Source organism: Veillonella parvula (genome assembly GCF_945949885.1).
Lineage (GTDB): Bacteria > Bacillota > Negativicutes > Veillonellales > Veillonellaceae > Veillonella > Veillonella parvula_B.
Window position 1 is genome coordinate 54339 of record NZ_CAMFFZ010000006.1, and the last position, 17944, is coordinate 72282.

The window sequence follows — 17944 nt, forward strand, 5'->3', positions numbered from 1 at the left end:
TTCTTTATATCTATATTATTCTACAAAGGAACGGACAAAATGTCCACTTTTCCCGCCTTCTTTTTCTACAAGATATGTAGGGCCTATAATCATCCCCTTATCAATAGCTTTACACATATCGTAGACTGTTAAAAGTCCTACTTGAACCGCCGTAAGTGCTTCCATTTCAACACCTGTCTTTCCTGTCGTTTTTACGGTAGCATGAACTTTAACAGCTCTATTATGTGTAGAATCCGTACAGGCTGGACTTTCACCATCAACAAGAGTACAATGCACCTCAACTTTAGTCAATGCCAACGGATGGCAAAGCGGAATGAGAGCACTCGTCTGTTTCGCCCCCATAATAGCTGCCAATTGGGCCACACTAAGAACATCCCCTTTTTTTATTGTTCCCGCCGCAATGCGTTCATAAATTGCATCATTAATAGTAATAAAGCCTTCTGCCACAGCAGTACGAGTTGTAATATCCTTATCTGATACATCTACCATCCAAGCATTACCATCTTGATCAAAATGTGTTAAATCCATAATATATCCTTACTAATTATGTATAAATTATCACCAATAGTTTTATTTTCATTTATTATATTATACAATAGAATTAAGAATTGTATGTACAAGGAAGGAAGTGTTCCTATGAAAACAAAACTAACTTATTTTGGTCACGCTTGCTTTATGCTCACACGTGGCGATGTATCCATGATTTTCGACCCATTCTTGACCGGTAATACATGGGATATCGCAAAAAAAGAAGATATCAAATGCCAATATATCTTTGTCAGTCATGGCCATGATGATCACTATGGAGACACAGATTTTATTGCCAAAGCAAATGACGCCCTCGTTATCTCTACGGCTGAGGTAGCGGGTAAAGCAGCAGCTGCCGGTTGTCGTACACACGCCATGCATTTAGGTGGCAAGTTCGACTTTGAATTCGGTTCTGTTCGAATGGTTCCTGCCTTCCACGGCGCTGGCATCCCTGGCGGTCACGCTGCAGGTTGTATCGTAGATTTCTACGGAGATATCCTATACTTCGCTGGTGATACAGCACTCTTTAGCGATATGAAATTATTAAATCGCTTTTGTGAAATCGATTACGCACTTCTTCCTATCGGTGATAATTACACAATGGGGGTTGAAGATGCAGCCCTTGCTGCCTCTTATGTAAAAGCGCGTATTTCCATTCCAATTCACTACAAAACATGGCCTGTTATCGACCGTGAACCAGGTGTATTTACAAGCCTTGTAGAAGGCAAGTATAACCAAACAGCACTCATTATCGATCCAGGTTCCTCTATTGAGCTTAACAGCTAATAATAAATCCACAGAACTAAAAAAGACGCAATCCAGAGGATTACGTCTTTTTTATATACCATCATATTTCAAAATCAAAACTATTAAAAGACATCGTAAACCTAATATACTAAATTTCTTGGTTTGCCATGGAAAAACCACCGCGATTGGCCATGCGTACAAACTCTTCAATATCTTGAGTTTCATCAACACCAACATAGCCGAGTTCACGAACCATGCCGTATGGGTTATGCAAAGATAATTGTGGGTTCTCACCTGTTAGTACCCAAAGTACTTTATAGCCTTTAGGAGCTTCCCGTAAACGTTCTTCCCCTTTGCCATCTGTAAAGTATACAAGTAAATCTACACGGTTTTGATTAGCCAGAGAGAATACAGGGGTAAAGGCTGTAGCACCACGCACATCGAGGCGAGGTTTTACATCTTTTACAGATTTCATCGTATAGGTGCGGCGTACTTCATTATCACATTCTACAACAGTAATACGATGGTTATAAACATGCACGATTTGTAGCACTTGCTCTAAAGCATTTGTAAACTCCACATCAGTTATACTACCGCTCATGTCGAGAGCTACCCATACATTTGCCTTATGTTGACGTAATGTACCAGATAATTCCAAACGCTCAGGTTGGCGACGATTACGACGCATCGTCGTTTTTTTGTATCCACTCGCTACCTTGCCCATTAGCTTTTTAAGGTAGAAATACCAAGGCAAGGCACGACGTGTCTTTTGGAATGTATCGATAAGGCTTTTCACATAGCCTTCCATATCCCCCTTTGAGGCTTCGTTGATATAGCGCTCCGTGATTTGGTCCATCGTATCTGTATCAATAGAATCGGATTCATCCCAAATATCATGGCTGGTTTGAGGGTCAAACTCCATAGCAACCGCTGTATCTGCGTTATCGATAGGCACAAAAAGGTCTGGGTTTTCTTTCATGACCTTATCAATAGCCTTCGCATAGTATTCAATGGTACGGAAACGCTTTAATAACAAACCAAAACGCGTATTTACATTGGCCACCGTTACCGCATCACGGTCCACATGTTCAAGGTAATCATTTACGACCATGTCCATAGCCATATGGACTGCTGTTTTGTGAAAGCCTTGGCTCAGTGCTTTTACCCGCATCAAATGAGCAGAAATAATATGAAGAACTTCACGCTTAATGCCATCCTTCATCACATCAGGCGGTTGACGTAACAAGATAAAGGGATTTATATATAACACATAGCCGCCCTGTTTAAGATTAATACCGAAGGCACTGGTTATATCAAAGCGAATGCGATGAGTCATTTGTAAATAAAAGTAACCAAAGAATTGGTCTTCTTCAAGGAGTAAGCTATTCACATCATGCAATATATTCCACAACCGTTGCTCATAGGCAGGCGTCATTACCGCTTGCTGCATAACGGCAAGGTCCGTACCTTCTACGTGTACATCTTCAAGAGCACGACCGATGGTACCTATATGGCTATCCGACATATTATGGTTCATAAGATCGGCCGCTATGAGTTCAGGCGCCATGCTATGATGTTGTTCTTCATAGCTATCTACATAGGCCTCATAGGATGCGTATATTTGCGTATACAAAGCCTCTGCTTCACGATGTATGCGCTCTCGTTTCGCATGCCATCGATCGAGCGTCTCGATAGCCTCCGCATCATAAGAACTCGTCTTTTCCCAACCATCGATATGAGACAGTAGATCCGACGCATCACGTATATCATCCTTATCTAAGTTTCGTTGCATATTTACACCTCCTTTTCTTTAAAAAAACAGATTTAATTAATATTATATTCCATATATCAATTAGTCTCATGACTAATAATTTACTAAAATCGGTTATCTATATAGACAGCTTCGATTCAGCTAACTACTAACATAGAATTATTTTTGAGCTTCAAAAAAGGTGTCTACAAAGAGATCATCTTCAATAGCATAAGCGTAAACGCGCTCATACGTGTTACGAAGATCTTTCATAACCGCTACGCGCAAGTCCCCTGGATACAAGGTCAAGAATTCTACAAAGTAATGAATTTCTTGGGCATTACTATTGCGATTTAAACGATGCAACATATTTTTTGCTGCTATATAAAGGCGAGTTGGGCTTTCACCTTTAACCTGCTCAGCCATAGACATAATAGCACCTGGTCTTTGAACCGCCACCAATACATCGTCAAAAGTAATAAGAGGTTCTTGGTCGGACTCGATAAAGTTTACAAAGGCCTCAGCAATGAGTTTGCCTACGTTACCGCGGATAACATTCATAAATACATCCCGACTATAGCTTGTGCCTTCTTGGTTTTTAAAAATCCTATATAGACCGGAAACGCGTTCAAAGGAGCGAGGTGTGGCATCGATATCGTCTTCATGACGTTGATTTAAATATTCTGGGTATGAAGAAATGAATTCGATAACCTTTTCTTCAATGCCTGCACCGATAGCCCAGTCAATCCATTGCATGTAATCAGCATTCATATAAAGCCATACAAAACGGTTTTGTTGTGCCGGATCCATATCAATCGTTTGGTAATCAAAAGAATCCTCAGGGTTCATAGCAGCGATGATGCGCACTTGATCACTTAAGGAGAAACCATTGATTTCACGATTTAAGATAAGGTTCATCAACTCTTGTTGCACTGCATGTTCTGCGCGGTTAATTTCGTCGATAAACAACAATACTTGACGCCCTTTATCTACGGCTTGTGCCACATGTTCCAATGTATGATGCACAGCGTATACTGTAGTTTTCACATCTCGTGTATTTCCATGACCATCTGTATGCGTCACCGTTTCTACTGTTGGCAAGCCTCCAATTTCACCTTCTTTTAACAGGTTTCCATCGATAGTAACGAGTTCCCAGTCGTGTACATCTGCTACACGCGCTGCGAGAGAGGTTTTACCAATACCAGTCTCACCAACGAGCAAGGGCACTTGATTAGCGGCAAGCACTAATTCAACACTTGCCATTGTATCTATAAAGTTCATTGTATCTCCGTCCTAATATTTCAAATATTCACTCACTGCGATTTTCTTAACAGTTCTAGTACCATACATATCAATAAGTGACAATATATCAATAGGCCATTTTGATTGACGTCCACCGATAGCTTTATTGTTGATTAACTCGCGTACATAGTCTTCATCAACGATATCACTAGCAACGGCATTAATGATGATAGCTTTGATTTCATCTACCGTAACGCCCAATGTATTAGGTATATAACCTACGACAGCCGCACTTACCTTAAACAGATGTAACGCCAAGTCCTTTGTGAGATTTGTAATTTGACGCATTGCTTGTGGATCTTGCTTTACTGCTGCTTCTAGAACAGCTACGCTAGGCTCATCAATGTAGCGCAAGGCTAAGTAACTCCCTTGCACGGCTTGTAACTGCACAGCCTCACTTGGGGCCTTGATATATTGTAAGGCATCGTAATTCGCCTTCACCGCTTCTAATTGCAATTCTTCAGATGGGTTCTCAATATAGCGAATAGCCCAGCCTGATTGAGCTAATGCACTTTGAATTAATGCGTCAGACGGATTGTCAATATATTCTAAAACCGCCCAGTCCTTTTCTACCAAAGCACTCAACAACGCTTCACTAGGATACTCTACGAACTGTATGGCCCGTGGTGCTTGTGAAAGCGCTGTTTCAATCACCTTTTGAGTAGGTTCTTTGATATATTGTAACAGCATACCGTTTTGAGCTACGCAAGTTAGCTGCATTACTTCCGTGGGATTTGGAATATTACGGATTCCATGTGGGTTATTGGTCAATGCCGTTATGTATTGTTCCTCTGTCATAATAACCTTCATTTCTATATTAAAAGGCCATACGAATACGTATGGCCTATACTGAATTCTATTTTTATTATATCATATATTTTCGATATGGTTATATCTCTTTCGTATACTCATTACATCGTTAATGCATCTAAATCAGAATTCTTCCCAATGACTAATAATTTATCATCTTCACCGAAAATGGTAGTTGGATTAGGTGGTACTTCTAAATCCTCGCCACGTCTTATACCTACTGCATTAAGATTATATTTCTCACGCAAGTTGGAGTCCTTTAAACAAGTTCCTACCAAGAATGAAGGCATTTTAATTTCTATAAGACTAATACTTTTAGATAGTTGCAAATAATCCATCACATGGTCCCGCGTTAAAAATTGTACAAGACGTAATGCCATATCATATTCAGGATAAATCACTTGATCTACACCTATTTTATGAAGCATTTTTCCTTGTATATTGTTTTCAGCCTTTGCCACTATTTTAGGAGCATCCAGTTCTTTAAGAAGCATAGATGTCATTAGATTTGCTTGAAGATTCTCACCTATAGCCACAATGACCATATCAAATTGACTTAATGCCAATGCCTTGATTGCTTGTTCGTCCGTTGTATCTGCTACTATAGCGTGTGTTACAAAAGGTGATATTTTCTGTACAACTTCAGGATCAATATCTACACCTAATACTTCATGATTCATAGATGCTAACATCTTAGCAATAGTGCCACCAAATTGACCAAGACCTATAACTGCTATCGTTTTATGTTTCATATATTACCTCTTGTGTATTTACTCAAATCACTCTTTATAACAATACATTTTCTTCTGCATAGCTAATCGGTTTAGTAGGTGCTGTTTTTAGAGCCCAGGTGCCAATAACAGTCATAACCCCTACACGCCCCGTAAACATGACAAGCATCAACACCCATTTACTACTTTCAGATAAATCAGGTGTAATACCCGTTGTAAGACCTACGGTCCCAAAGGCAGAGGTTACCTCAAAAAGTAGTCGAATAAAGTTATACGGCTCATCCCAAGCCAAATAGCAAGTAGCCAGTAAAACAAGAAGGATAGATAAAAAGATTATTCCATTTGCCTTAAGTACAGTAACCAACGAAATACGACGTTCAAAAACCTCTGTATCAGGACGGTTATTAAATAATGTACGCGATGCTAGAAAAGCGACGGCAATGGTACTAATTTTAACACCGCCCCCTGTAGAGTTGGACCCTGCCCCAATAAACATAAAAATGATGGTAATAAACAGGGTAATTGGATGTAAAGCATTATAATCTACAGTTGAAATACCTGCTGTACGAGGTGTAATCGATTGAAATAGAGAAGCCATGACCTTGTTCCATATAGGTAAAGGGCCAAAAGTTTTGGGATTTGCCCACTCAATCCCTAAGAAAATAATAGTCCCTAAAAGGATGAGCGCCGTTGTGCCAACTAACATTATTTTTGTATGTAGTTTTAAATCTACAAAACGTCGTAGCTTTCGATGCGACCAAATATCAAAAGTTGCGAGATAACCAAAACCACCTATTATAATAAGGGCCATTGTATTCATATTAAATAATACATCGCCCACCATAGCATAAGGTAGATCATTATCAAAGAATATAAATCCTGCATTACAAAAGCTGGAAACAGATTGCATAATCCCCGTATATAAAGCAGCATCACCAATATAGGGATATAGCTGAATGGTATAGACAATGCCACCAATAATTTCGACACAAAAGGTATAAATGGTTAGCTTCTTAGTAATGTGTAGAAGTCCTTTCATGCCATCTTGCCCTACATCCTCTGACAAAAGCACGCGATTTTTTAGACCTACGCGTCGCCCTAATACTAGAGCAATAATAGTAGTAAAGGAAACAATTCCCAAACCACCTAATTGGATAAGGATTACCATGACGATTTTGCCAAACAAGGACCAGTGATAATAGGTATCTACTGTCGCCAATCCTGTTACAGAAACACAAGATACTGCGGTAAAAGCTGCATCTACAAGCGTTGTACTATGGCCTTGAGCATTTGATATGGGCAACATGAGCAATATCGTCCCTATAGTCATGGCAGCCAAAAAGCTAAGAGCTAATAGACGATAGGGATTTTGTTGTATATATTGCTGTACATGATTTTGTGAAGTATTTTGCCACATAACCTTACTCCCAACCTGTAAGTTCATGCACGACTTTTAGAGTTGGTAGCGGACTACGCCCTCCAATGCCTTGCGTATTTAGGGAAGCTACAGCAGATGCAAAAATAGCGGCCTTCTCTAAATCAGAATGTGCACAATGTTTGAGCACATCTACAGCATTTATATATGTACTATCTGGCTTAATAATAAAAGTATTTTCTTGTCCATTCATATAATGAATTGTATTTACTAAACTAGCCAAAAAAGCACCATGAAAACTATCCCCTGCCCCCGTAGTATCTACAATACTTTTTTGCGGGAATGGCTCACAACGATACGCTGTACCATCAGGCCATACAAAATAGCTACCATTAGCCCCATCCGTAACACCTGCAATTAAAGCACCACGGTCATGAATGATACGACAAGCATCTTCCAAATTAGTTGAGCCCGTATACTTCTCAGCATAGTCGCGAGCTACGATAACGATATGACTGTCTTCTGTAATAGGCTTCATGTCTTCATCGTAACGCTGAGCACCACCATCTAAAGAAATGATAGTGCCTACCTCTTTTGCAATAGCCATAGCAGAGCGCATGAATTGGCGATGTCGACCATTGATATGCAAAATAAAAGCATTTTTGATTAACTCTTTATGTACTTCTAAAAAGGCCGGCTCTTTTGCAGTGGATCGTTCAAAAAACACAGCCCGCTCCCCCGTACTATGCTTTACAAGAATTGTAGCAACGCCACTCTTTTCCCCCGTTTCAATGTGGATAGCATCGGTATTAACATTATATTTTTTGAAGTCATCTAAAATATGACGCCCCACCATATCGTCACCGATACTATCAATCATGGCCGTACGTACACCATATTTACCTGCAACGGCTAATGCTGTGGCTACAGGTCCACCACCATCGGTGGTAGAAGATACAACTTGTTGTACCTCACGTCCCGTTGGGTAATGTTCCACAACGATGAAGCGGTCTAATGTGCTAGCCCCGATACCTACAATATCTATTTTTTTTTGAGGAAATGTACTCATACTAACCTCCTAAGCCTTTTATTAGCTATACAAGCAATATCACTTCACATCTTATAGATTCACTATCTTACTTATTGGTTTATGACTTTAACAACAATTATTTTTTATTGTCCTTATAGACTTATATATTTATTCTTATACATTGATTGTTTTACTTTTAAAATTCATTTAAGTCTTATACCTACAGAATACCTTTCGCTTTATAAAAAGTAAACCCCAGACGCTCGTCTGGGGTTACTCTGTACTACAAGTAGTACGTATATGTCACGTAATATGTCTTGTATATTATATGTTAGTTATTGGGAGAGGTTGTTAGAATTGAGGTGTAACATAAAAATTTAAGACATCATACGTTCCATCATGTACTCAATCTCATCAGCACTTAAATTGTACATAACTTGTACCATTCGTTCTGCTGCTTCGCCAGAAGCAACGCTCTTAGCAATTTCAGCTTTCGCCTTAGCAATGAGAGCTTCTTTACGTTGTGCTTCAGAATCTTCATCAGTTGGTACAGAAATATTAGCTTTACCTTGCCCAATCCCCCGTACTTCTTGATTAGGATTGTCTTTAGAAGTTGTTTTTGTATCTTGTGCAGCTACTGCTTCTACAGCAAAGGAGTTCTTACCAGTCAGGATATATTCAACTGCTTCTAATGTACTTTGTGTAAGATTTACAGTCCAGAATTCACCTGCTGCAGTTAATTTATAAAGTAAACCATTATAGGCAACAAGACCGCGTTTTTCCCATAATTTATAGAGCCAGTTCAATTCATCTAATCTTGAATCCAGTTTTACTAAACTCATAATATTGAGGAACCCTTGTTCTAATTGACTTACTACTTGGTTCACGATAGGTTGTAAATCACGTTGTTTCATAAGGGCCATAAATGGTTTTTCACCGCAGGTAACCATATCTTCGTATGGCTTTAATGCACGATGTAACATCATACCATAACCGTCGACGTTACCACCTGCACCACTGCCAAATGGGAACATTGAAACGCCCGATTTAGCTAAAGTGTTATACAAGCTACGTTCACGATTATTAGCACTCCAATGAGCGGCACTCAATCGACGATAGGAACGTTCATCAAGGTATTTACGACCGAATTCAAACATCTCACCTTGCATCGCGGTTGTGGCTGCAGCTGGAACTTTGCCGTTTGCAATATCTTTATTGAGATCACTACCATCAAACACATTTAATTGATATAGATCCGCACCATCTACGCCAGAGCTTACCAAATCTGCTAAGTCTTCTTCCCAAACCTCCATAGTTTGACCAGGCAAACCATAGATCAAGTCAATAACAACAGAGCATTGACCATAAGCTTTCAAGGCAGATAAACGTTCTAATACGGTTTCTTTCGTATCTAAACGACCTACCATTTGACGTACTTCTGTATTGAAAGATTGTACACCGATGGACATACGGTTAACACCATTTGCCATCCAAACTTCAAGATTTTCAGGAATTAAATCGTGAATACGCCCTTCTAAGGTAAGTTCGTAATCATTTGCCAATGGCAAGTACGCTTTAATTGCTTTGAGCAGTCTTTCAGAGTTTGTAGGAGATAAAGATGTTGGTGTGCCACCGCCGATAAACACGGCATGGATTAAGCCATCTTTTAATCTCGGACGCTCACTAGCGAGCTTTAATTCACTGATAAGACCATCAATATATTGATCTTCAACACTTTGACTCGTACCGTTTTGGAAGAATCCACAATATGTGCATTTTGTCTTACAAAACGGAATATGAATGTAAGCGCATTGCATTTCGCCCTTTTTAGGAGCCCCATTCATTAATGCATCCCAAACGGCTTGCGTTTCTTTTGGAGAAACGAGCGTACCATTGAGACCTGCATGAACAACACGTTTATGAGGAAATGCACCACTCATCGGATTATCGCAGGCTAAACCTAGTTGTAGGTTTCGCTGCTTCTCCGGAATGGACTCAAAGAAACTTGCTAAACTCATACTCCAATCCCCTTTCAGAAATTAGGCTTGCAACTTTGCAAGTACAGATTTTGTAAATTCTTTTGCATTTGCAAAGTCTTGTTCGTCTGGATGAGTTTCAGCCGCTTTATGTAACGCATCGCGTTCTGGGCTTTGACCATGTGCAGATCCAGGTGGGAACATTTTATACATCATTTCGATTACTTTAGGATCGATTTTACCTTGGCATACAAACCCATCTACAAGGGATTCTTTGTTTTGCAACAATGTAGATGCTTTATCGATACTTTCACGAGCGTGATCAGAATCAGCATACATACCTAACGTAGCAAAGAATACGATGTTAGGATTTGTCAAAGTTTCAATCAACTTAGCCGCTTCTTTGTTAGCTGTACCGCGGTCTACCCAGAAACCTACGAACACAGTGTCATAATCAGCTAAATTATCAGGCGCTTCTTTTACAGGAACGCAAGGTGTCCCTTCAGGCATAACAGAAGCTATTGCTTCCGCTACGCTTTTTGTATTTCCCGTGAGGGATGAATATAAAATAATAGATTTCATAATTATCTCCTTTATTACTTAGATAAATTTATTCTTCTTCGTCTTCACCATCGGCCTGTACTACAAAGTGTACAGGAACTTCTACTGGTTGTATATCTCCTGTAGGATTTGGATATGGTGTGGCACGTCGTACTGCATCAAGGGCAGCTTCAACAAATATTTCATCACCACCACTCAATGGTGTAACGCTAATTAGGTTACCCTCTGTATCCAAACGAGCAGCTACATAAATTGTAACGTCTACATTCATTTTACGTTTAATTGCCGCATAAGGGATTTGTTTTTGACTGTCTACAGCTGCGTAGAAACCAGCCGTATTAAATGCTGCTTTACCTGTACCGTGACCATCACCTTCACCTGTACCGTCACCTGTACCAGTACCATGACCTCTACCATCACCAATACCCGTACCTTCACCGGTACCATGACCACCACCAGAACCGCCACCAGATCCAGGGCCTGTGCCACCAACAGCGGAATTATCACCAGGTGTATTGGCTTTATTTTCGCTTCCTTTTGCTGCCACATCTACTGCATCAGGAATATCTGTAGCTGTAGATGGTTCAACATTTGCTACAACAGCCTTTGTCCTTGCCGCTACTTCATCTGCAGATAATGGTTTAGGGAACAAATCTGCTCTGTTACCTCCGCCACCACCTGCGTGACCACTGCCGCCATCATCGAGCACACTTTGTGTGAGGTCGATTTCATAGGTTTCCATTTCTTGAATGGCTGGAACCACTACAAAAAAGATTACGGCAATAAAAAGAGCAACTAGATGAACTACGGCGGATATAATGGCTGCTTTTTTCCATGATATGCCTAGTCCCATAGTTATCCTTTCTGTTCAGCTGCAATAGCTAAGCGTTTAACGCCAGATTGTTTTAGCATGTCCATGATCGCTACTACTTGACCATGAGCCGCACGTTTATCTGCTTGCAAGATAACACTGACATTAGGATTTTCTTGAATACGTTGTTTAATCATAGCTTCAGCTTGATCAATACTCATTGGATTGTTATCAATTGTAATATGCCCTTCTGCATCTAATGTAAATACAACTGGCAATTGAGCTGGTGCAGAAGCACTACTCGCTTTAGGTAATTGTACAGATAATGCTTTTTGAGCAACTGTTTGTAAGCTATTCATCATGAAGAATACCAACAAGAAGAAGATGATATCAATCATTGGAATGATCATAAATTCCGGCTTAGTTTTCATACGAAAGCTTTGCAAGTTCATAATTATTTCCACCCTTCTCGTTTAGCTGTAACTATATTAACACACATATTTTCAATTTGGTTAATAATGGAATCCAAACGATGACTAAAAATTGTGTAAACGATAAACGCCATTATGGCTACACACAAACCAGATGCTGTAGCGATAAGGGCCTCACCTACACCACCAGTAATGGCAGATGCACCGGCACCTGAGTCAAGGATACTGAAAGAGCTAATCATACCTGTTACCGTACCAAGCAAGCCCAATAATGGAGAGATTGTAACTGTAGCACTAAGGTAATCCATATATTTACGGAAACCAACTGCATCAACCCCCATTTGATCAGCAAAAGCTGTCTTCATTGCTTCTTCGCTGAAATCATTATTTAAGCCTGCTTCCGCAATACGACTTGCAATAGAATGGTTTTCTTTAATTACTTTATCGATTTCATCCCAACGTTGTAGTTTTGCTAATTCATTTACTGCATGAGTTACAACAAATGTTTTACCTGCATATTTACGATAGAAGAAAGCACGTTCTGCAGCTATAGCGATAACCATGAATGACAAGAGTAATAATGGATACATTACATACCCGCCACTATGAAATAAGTGAATGACATAATTTAAATTTTCCATATTTGTAACCTTTCTGTCTGTTTATAGACTGAACATTAGAACCTGTAGGTCCCTTGAATTCTTGTATAATCGCCTAACTTAAAGCTTTCACTACCATATAAAGTATCTCGTTTATTAGTACTCTTCGCATCGAATGTATAGAATGCTTCAAGGAGCAAGTCCTTACGTGGTACATAACCGGCACCAAATGTAAAGCTACGAATACCATCCAAATAACGATCAGGAACAGCGCCTGTACCATTGCCACCAAAGAATGAGCCATGTTGGAAGTATTTATAATCAATGAACGCATTCCAAGATTTTGGAACATCTAAATCAGCACGACCAATGTCAAGACGAGCCATCCAGAAATGTGGTGTACCGCCCATTTGGTGACCTTTAATAGCAAAGTCTGCCGTACCACGTTCATGTTGATATACAGTGTTACCGTTCAAGTAACGACCTAAGTTGGAACGGTTTTGACCATAATCAACAGTAACAACTGCATTGGCACCAAGTTGATATTTAGCACCAATACCAAATACATGAGCTACATTGGAGAAGTTGTACTCATCATTACCATTGCCATTTGCATTTAAATATGTATGTGTTTTACCACCAAAGGAACGTAAGTACCAAGCTTGTAAACCAAGACGAGAGCCAATTTGCTTCTTGTATTGAATAAATGCTGCTTTATCGATAGCAGGTACAGTATCTTTTTCAAGAACTACCCCTTCTGTTCTAATCAAGTTGCCAATGATCTTACCAATAGCTTCACGAGGTAATTTATTTTCAGATTCTGCATCATGCACAACTTTTTCAAGATTGTAGAGATAGTTGAACATAGCAGAAGGCATTCTCCAGCCATATACAGAACCACCTTCGCCCCAATCACTAGTAGTCATTGTAAAGTTCTTTTTATATAGTGCATCTTTAGCATCATAATCACTAAATACATACTTACCACTATCATATTTATAAGTCTTTGCACCTAAGAAACCAGTGAATTCATAATCACTTGATAGTTGCCCATAGTAATCATAAGATTTCTTAAATGTACCATCAGCTTGTTTCACCCAAACTTCGTCAAGCTCACTATTGTTATAATTACTCCAATTATCTTTTGCATTATATTTAGCAATTTCAGAGATAGATTGGTTAATCGCATCACCATGTTTATCAACATAAGCCTTCGGATTCAATAAAGCTTCTTTATTATCCGTAGATACGATAACACCTTTTGCCTTTTCTTTTAAGTATTCAGGGTATAAGGAAGAGTTCACATTATACATAATGCCACCTGTCTTATACAGTTTTTCCCCTGTTTTCTTATTAGTGATTTCATACATCGCATATCCACCAGATGGTATATCAAGGGAGAATTTCTTCTCAGCCATATCATTCGGATATGCTTTTGTAAGAATATCTTGTAAGCGACCCATAATTTGAGCTTGTTTTTTCTGAGTTTCAGCTAATTTAGCATTAGCCTTTTCAATTTCTTGATCCCGGTTTGGATTGCTCCAATTTAGGTTCAATGTAGCCTTATATGCTTCATACTCATCTTGCAAACCTTTTAGCTGTTGATAGAAGTAAATACTATCTGTCTTACCTTTGTAAGTAGAATCATAAATGCCATTAGGACTATCTGGTGCTGGTGCATCTTCTGTAGATTTTTTTTCTCCATCAGAACCGGTCTTAGTAGCACTATTAATATCATATGGATAGTCATCGCGGTTGATACCAATTAATTCGGCTGCTGTTGGCGGTCTAAAGATAACTTCATGGACTGCATGAGTATATGCAGAATCAGTAATACCCGTGCTATGTTTGAAAGTACCAACCCCAATACGAACTTGAGAGTCATGGCCATTCCAAACAGCACGAACGCCATCATAAGATTGACCGAACCAGTAACCACTAGCACCCATAGGTTCTGTCAAGCGACCCACTGATACATCCCATTTTTTAACCCTTCTTGTAAGATCAACGGTATCGAGTCGTTGATGGTTAAAGCCTTTGGAATCAGATTGTGTCCAACTTGTATCTACACCACTCATGCCAGTCGCACTGCCGATAACTTTGAGGTTTGTAAACTCATTGAGTCGAGCATCAAAGCCAAGTCGTAATCGTTGCTCAAAGCTATGACGGTCTGCATCGTACATATTTGCTTTTGCAGAAGCGATAGCGGAATTCGCTCTAAATGGAGATTGTGGTCTGTTAGAGCCATCATGTGCCATCCAACGTGCTCTATAGTCCCCAAGCAATGTAACACCACGTTCTTTAGTAGTATCAAAATCAGAACGAATAAAATCAGTTAAACGAACTACATCAGATACATTTTGTACACCAGATTCTGCATTTACCACTTCATCATTAGCTACATTAGCACTTGTAGCATTAACATTCGTACCATCCTTAGTCTTGCCGATGGCTGTAGTTTTACTACTATCGCCACCACCAAATTTAAGGTTAACACCCATACGGTAGACGCGTTCTTGTGTAGCACGGTCATCATCGCGATGATTAAAGATATTGTTGATGCCAAAATACATCATGGCATTTTTATTGAAACGTTTTTGAACCATTACGTTCCAAATGCCAAATGTTTTCTTTTCATATGTTTGCTTCTTGTAAACGCCTGCATCACCAGACAAGATATCTGGCCAGTAGTTACCACCGTTATTGAGAGTATTACTATCAAGCATGTTGATATAGTAATCGCCCCAGATGGAACCATTCCAACCAGACTTAGGATTGTCATAGGTAATACCAATGTCAACTTTGTGCATTGGTTTATCAAGTAATTGACGAGGCATTGTCGGATCACTCTTATTGATTGCATGTAAGTATGTATAACCTAACTTACCAGACCAATGTTTACCGAATTTTTGTTGTACCTCAGCTTGAACACCCGTAATTTCAGCTTTACCAATATTTTTAAAGCTATAAATCATATCTGGAGCACGTTGGTATTTTGCATCACCTTTAAGATATGGTGCAAAGTCCATAAAGTCGCCAGTAAAGTATACAGACATATAGTTCTTAATACGGTTGTGGAATACACCTACACGAGCATAGGTATTTTTATTTTCCCCTTCCAAGCTCATGTCAAAGTTGAGTGATTTTTCAGGTTTTAAATTAGGATTACCAGCCCAGTACCAACCGAGTTTTGCAACCCCAATCCCTACCGGGTTAGACGCGTACATCTCCCAGTTATACCACAGTTCGCCCATACCAGGCTCTGTATAACCAGTACCTACATTGGCTTTAAATCTGCGATGTGTATTACCATTAACGTTATATGTCATGCCCAAGGATGCGGATAGGTTAGAGCCAAACAAGCTACTATTGTCCAAACGCACAATCGGAGACAATGTTAAGTTCTTATTGACTTGCCAAGTGTCAGAAATGTAAGCATTTAACTTGCGAATCGTACCACTACCAGTAGTCAAGCGTTGGTCGCGATTACGATACTCTTCTAAGAAAGCCTTACCATTTAGCTTAGGTGCTTTTTTCCGCATTTCTGGATCATTAGACTCACCATATTTAAAGTAATCACCTACGATATTGGCACGGGTAGCAGATAATTCAGGATTCTCTGCTTTCAAACGGTTCTCTAAAGCTTTGTAACGAGCCTTAAACTCATCTGTAACAGGTAGGTTATTTGGAGCTGTACTAGACCAGTCGCTTAAGCGGCTTTCAGATAAACCATAATTTACATAATCGTCATAGGTAATACCTGGTTTTTGAGCATCATTTTCGGCACCGTAGTATTCGTAATCCATATCCCATTGCGGCATACCGCCACCAGAATTAATAAATTTGTAATCATGGATATGAGAATAAACTCTAACACTATTGTCGCCTTTACGTCGTACAAGACGATCAAGTCGGTCTACTAACAAGCTCTTATCGTAATCCCATGGATCGATATACATAGTGCTTGTATTAGGAGAACTCTTTAAACGGCTACCAGAACCTTCTTCACGAGCATAGCTAACACCGTAGCTGAGCAAATGATTTTTATTAACTTGCGTATTTGCATTTACGCGAATATCCAATTGACGATGATCGATGTTATCGATATAACGCAACTCATTGGAACCTTCATAAGCAGAACGTCCTGTATAGTTAATTAGCGCTACATCATTTTCTTTAATGCGAGAATAGTTTGTTTCAACAGTCCAGTCACTCTTACCGGCTCTAGAAGACCATTGTAAGTTAGCTGTATTACGATCTGCCGTACGTTTAAAGTGTTGTTGTGGCTCTAAGTCGGAGTCAGAATGCTTAACATCTCGTACGAGGTCTTCTGTATAGCGGTTGAGGCGCATTTCAATTTTATTTTTATCATTAGCCTCATAGGTCGCTACTAGACCAATATCTGCCGCGTCACCATAGTAACGAAGTACATTTGGCTTAAAGTTATGTTTTGCATAGTCAAAGGCCATGCCAGAAGCACGACGTTTAACAGATGCAAGAACTGGCATAAGATCTCGTTTACTACCTGACAAACCGACCTTCAATTTCCCCATTTGACCTGAATCAGCACGAATAAAGAAATTTTGGAATGGGAAAACATCGCCATCACTCTTCCGACGCATGCCTTCTGCATTAAATTGTACAGATGGTTTCTTTTGTGCTTTTTTAGTGATGATATTAACTACACCACCGACAGCATCCGAACCATATTTAGCACTAGCCGCACCTTGAATAACTTCAATTCGCTCTACATTCTCTGTACCAATACGCTGTACTTCGTCGGCCGCACCTGAGTACTTATCAAAATCACCTAGTACTGGTTGACCATCTACAAGGATAAGGGTGTGACGGGCTTCTGCCCCTCGAATAGATACACCTACACGCCCCATAGCATCAACCGTTCTAGATACGCCTGTTTGCGTAAAAATAATGTCTTCGACGGACTTCGCCTGTTTCTTCTCAATCTCTTTCTTGGTAATGATTTGCACTTGCTGTGAGTTCAGTTTTGCTTCTTCTTCTGCCCATGTACCTTTGACATGAACAACATCTGTAGTGACAGTCGCATTATCTGCCCAAACCACTAAAGGCGCACTAAGCCACAAGGCAACTGCACTAGACAAAATTATGCTACGCTTTGTATGTCCCCACCGGGTCATTGTGCCCTCCTAAATTTCTAACTAAACATATGACTTGTATCTCCCACACAAAATTAAAAAGATACACTTCACCAACATATAATGACATTGAATATCATTCACATTTTAATGTTAGCAAAGTGTATCTTGCATATCTA

At 39.6% G+C, this 17944-nt stretch carries 14 protein-coding genes; 1 reads left to right on the top strand and 13 read right to left on the bottom strand.

The window, feature by feature from the left end:
* Nucleotides 1-15: 15 nt before the first annotated feature.
* Entirely contained in the window at nucleotides 16-528 is a 513-nt protein-coding gene (gene moaC / locus Q7O55_RS03250) for a cyclic pyranopterin monophosphate synthase MoaC (protein WP_303928246.1), read from the bottom strand.
* Between the two features lie 108 nt (nucleotides 529-636).
* On the opposite strand from moaC, the gene Q7O55_RS03255 reads away from it, so the two are divergent.
* Nucleotides 637-1314 (top strand): metal-dependent hydrolase, encoded by a 678-nt coding sequence (locus Q7O55_RS03255; protein WP_303928248.1) that lies wholly within the window; start codon nucleotides 637-639, stop codon nucleotides 1312-1314.
* A 109-nt stretch (nucleotides 1315-1423) separates the two neighbouring features.
* On the opposite strand, the gene Q7O55_RS03260 is transcribed toward Q7O55_RS03255, so the two are convergent.
* The 12 genes from Q7O55_RS03260 to Q7O55_RS03315 all read right to left on the bottom strand — a co-directional run bounded on the left by Q7O55_RS03260 (nucleotide 1424) and on the right by Q7O55_RS03315 (nucleotide 17807).
* Entirely contained in the window at nucleotides 1424-3067 is a 1644-nt protein-coding gene (locus tag Q7O55_RS03260; protein WP_303928249.1) for a VWA-like domain-containing protein, read from the bottom strand.
* Between the two features lie 138 nt (nucleotides 3068-3205).
* On the bottom strand, nucleotides 3206-4306 hold the full coding sequence (locus tag Q7O55_RS03265; protein WP_303928251.1) for an AAA family ATPase: 1101 nt from the start codon (nucleotides 4304-4306) through the stop codon (nucleotides 3206-3208).
* Between the two features lie 12 nt (nucleotides 4307-4318).
* Nucleotides 4319-5125 (bottom strand): hypothetical protein, encoded by an 807-nt coding sequence (locus Q7O55_RS03270; protein WP_303928253.1) that lies wholly within the window; start codon nucleotides 5123-5125, stop codon nucleotides 4319-4321.
* A 113-nt stretch (nucleotides 5126-5238) separates the two neighbouring features.
* Complete coding sequence (locus Q7O55_RS03275; protein WP_303928254.1) at nucleotides 5239-5889, bottom strand: TrkA family potassium uptake protein; 651 nt, start codon at nucleotides 5887-5889, stop codon at nucleotides 5239-5241.
* A gap of 34 nt (nucleotides 5890-5923) precedes the next feature.
* On the bottom strand, nucleotides 5924-7285 hold the full coding sequence (locus Q7O55_RS03280) for a TrkH family potassium uptake protein (protein WP_369691707.1): 1362 nt from the start codon (nucleotides 7283-7285) through the stop codon (nucleotides 5924-5926).
* Nucleotides 7286-7289: 4 nt separating this feature from the next.
* Nucleotides 7290-8312 carry a carbohydrate kinase family protein gene (locus Q7O55_RS03285; RefSeq protein WP_303928256.1) on the bottom strand — a complete coding sequence of 341 codons (1023 nt, stop codon included), beginning with the start codon at nucleotides 8310-8312 and terminating at the stop codon, nucleotides 7290-7292.
* A 338-nt stretch (nucleotides 8313-8650) separates the two neighbouring features.
* Nucleotides 8651-10291, bottom strand: a complete 1641-nt coding sequence (gene hutW / locus Q7O55_RS03290) for a heme anaerobic degradation radical SAM methyltransferase ChuW/HutW (protein ID WP_303928258.1) — start codon at nucleotides 10289-10291, stop codon at nucleotides 8651-8653.
* A gap of 21 nt (nucleotides 10292-10312) precedes the next feature.
* On the bottom strand, nucleotides 10313-10831 hold the full coding sequence (locus Q7O55_RS03295) for a flavodoxin family protein (protein ID WP_303928260.1): 519 nt from the start codon (nucleotides 10829-10831) through the stop codon (nucleotides 10313-10315).
* Between the two features lie 28 nt (nucleotides 10832-10859).
* Nucleotides 10860-11663 (bottom strand): energy transducer TonB, encoded by an 804-nt coding sequence (locus tag Q7O55_RS03300; protein WP_303928261.1) that lies wholly within the window; start codon nucleotides 11661-11663, stop codon nucleotides 10860-10862.
* Between the two features lie 2 nt (nucleotides 11664-11665).
* Nucleotides 11666-12073 (bottom strand): biopolymer transporter ExbD, encoded by a 408-nt coding sequence (locus Q7O55_RS03305; RefSeq protein ID WP_303928262.1) that lies wholly within the window; start codon nucleotides 12071-12073, stop codon nucleotides 11666-11668.
* Nucleotides 12074-12075: 2 nt separating this feature from the next.
* Nucleotides 12076-12693, bottom strand: coding sequence for a MotA/TolQ/ExbB proton channel family protein (locus tag Q7O55_RS03310; protein WP_303928264.1), 618 nt, complete (start codon nucleotides 12691-12693; stop codon nucleotides 12076-12078).
* Between the two features lie 35 nt (nucleotides 12694-12728).
* Entirely contained in the window at nucleotides 12729-17807 is a 5079-nt protein-coding gene (locus Q7O55_RS03315; RefSeq protein ID WP_303928266.1) for a TonB-dependent siderophore receptor, read from the bottom strand.
* Nucleotides 17808-17944: the final 137 nt, after the last annotated feature.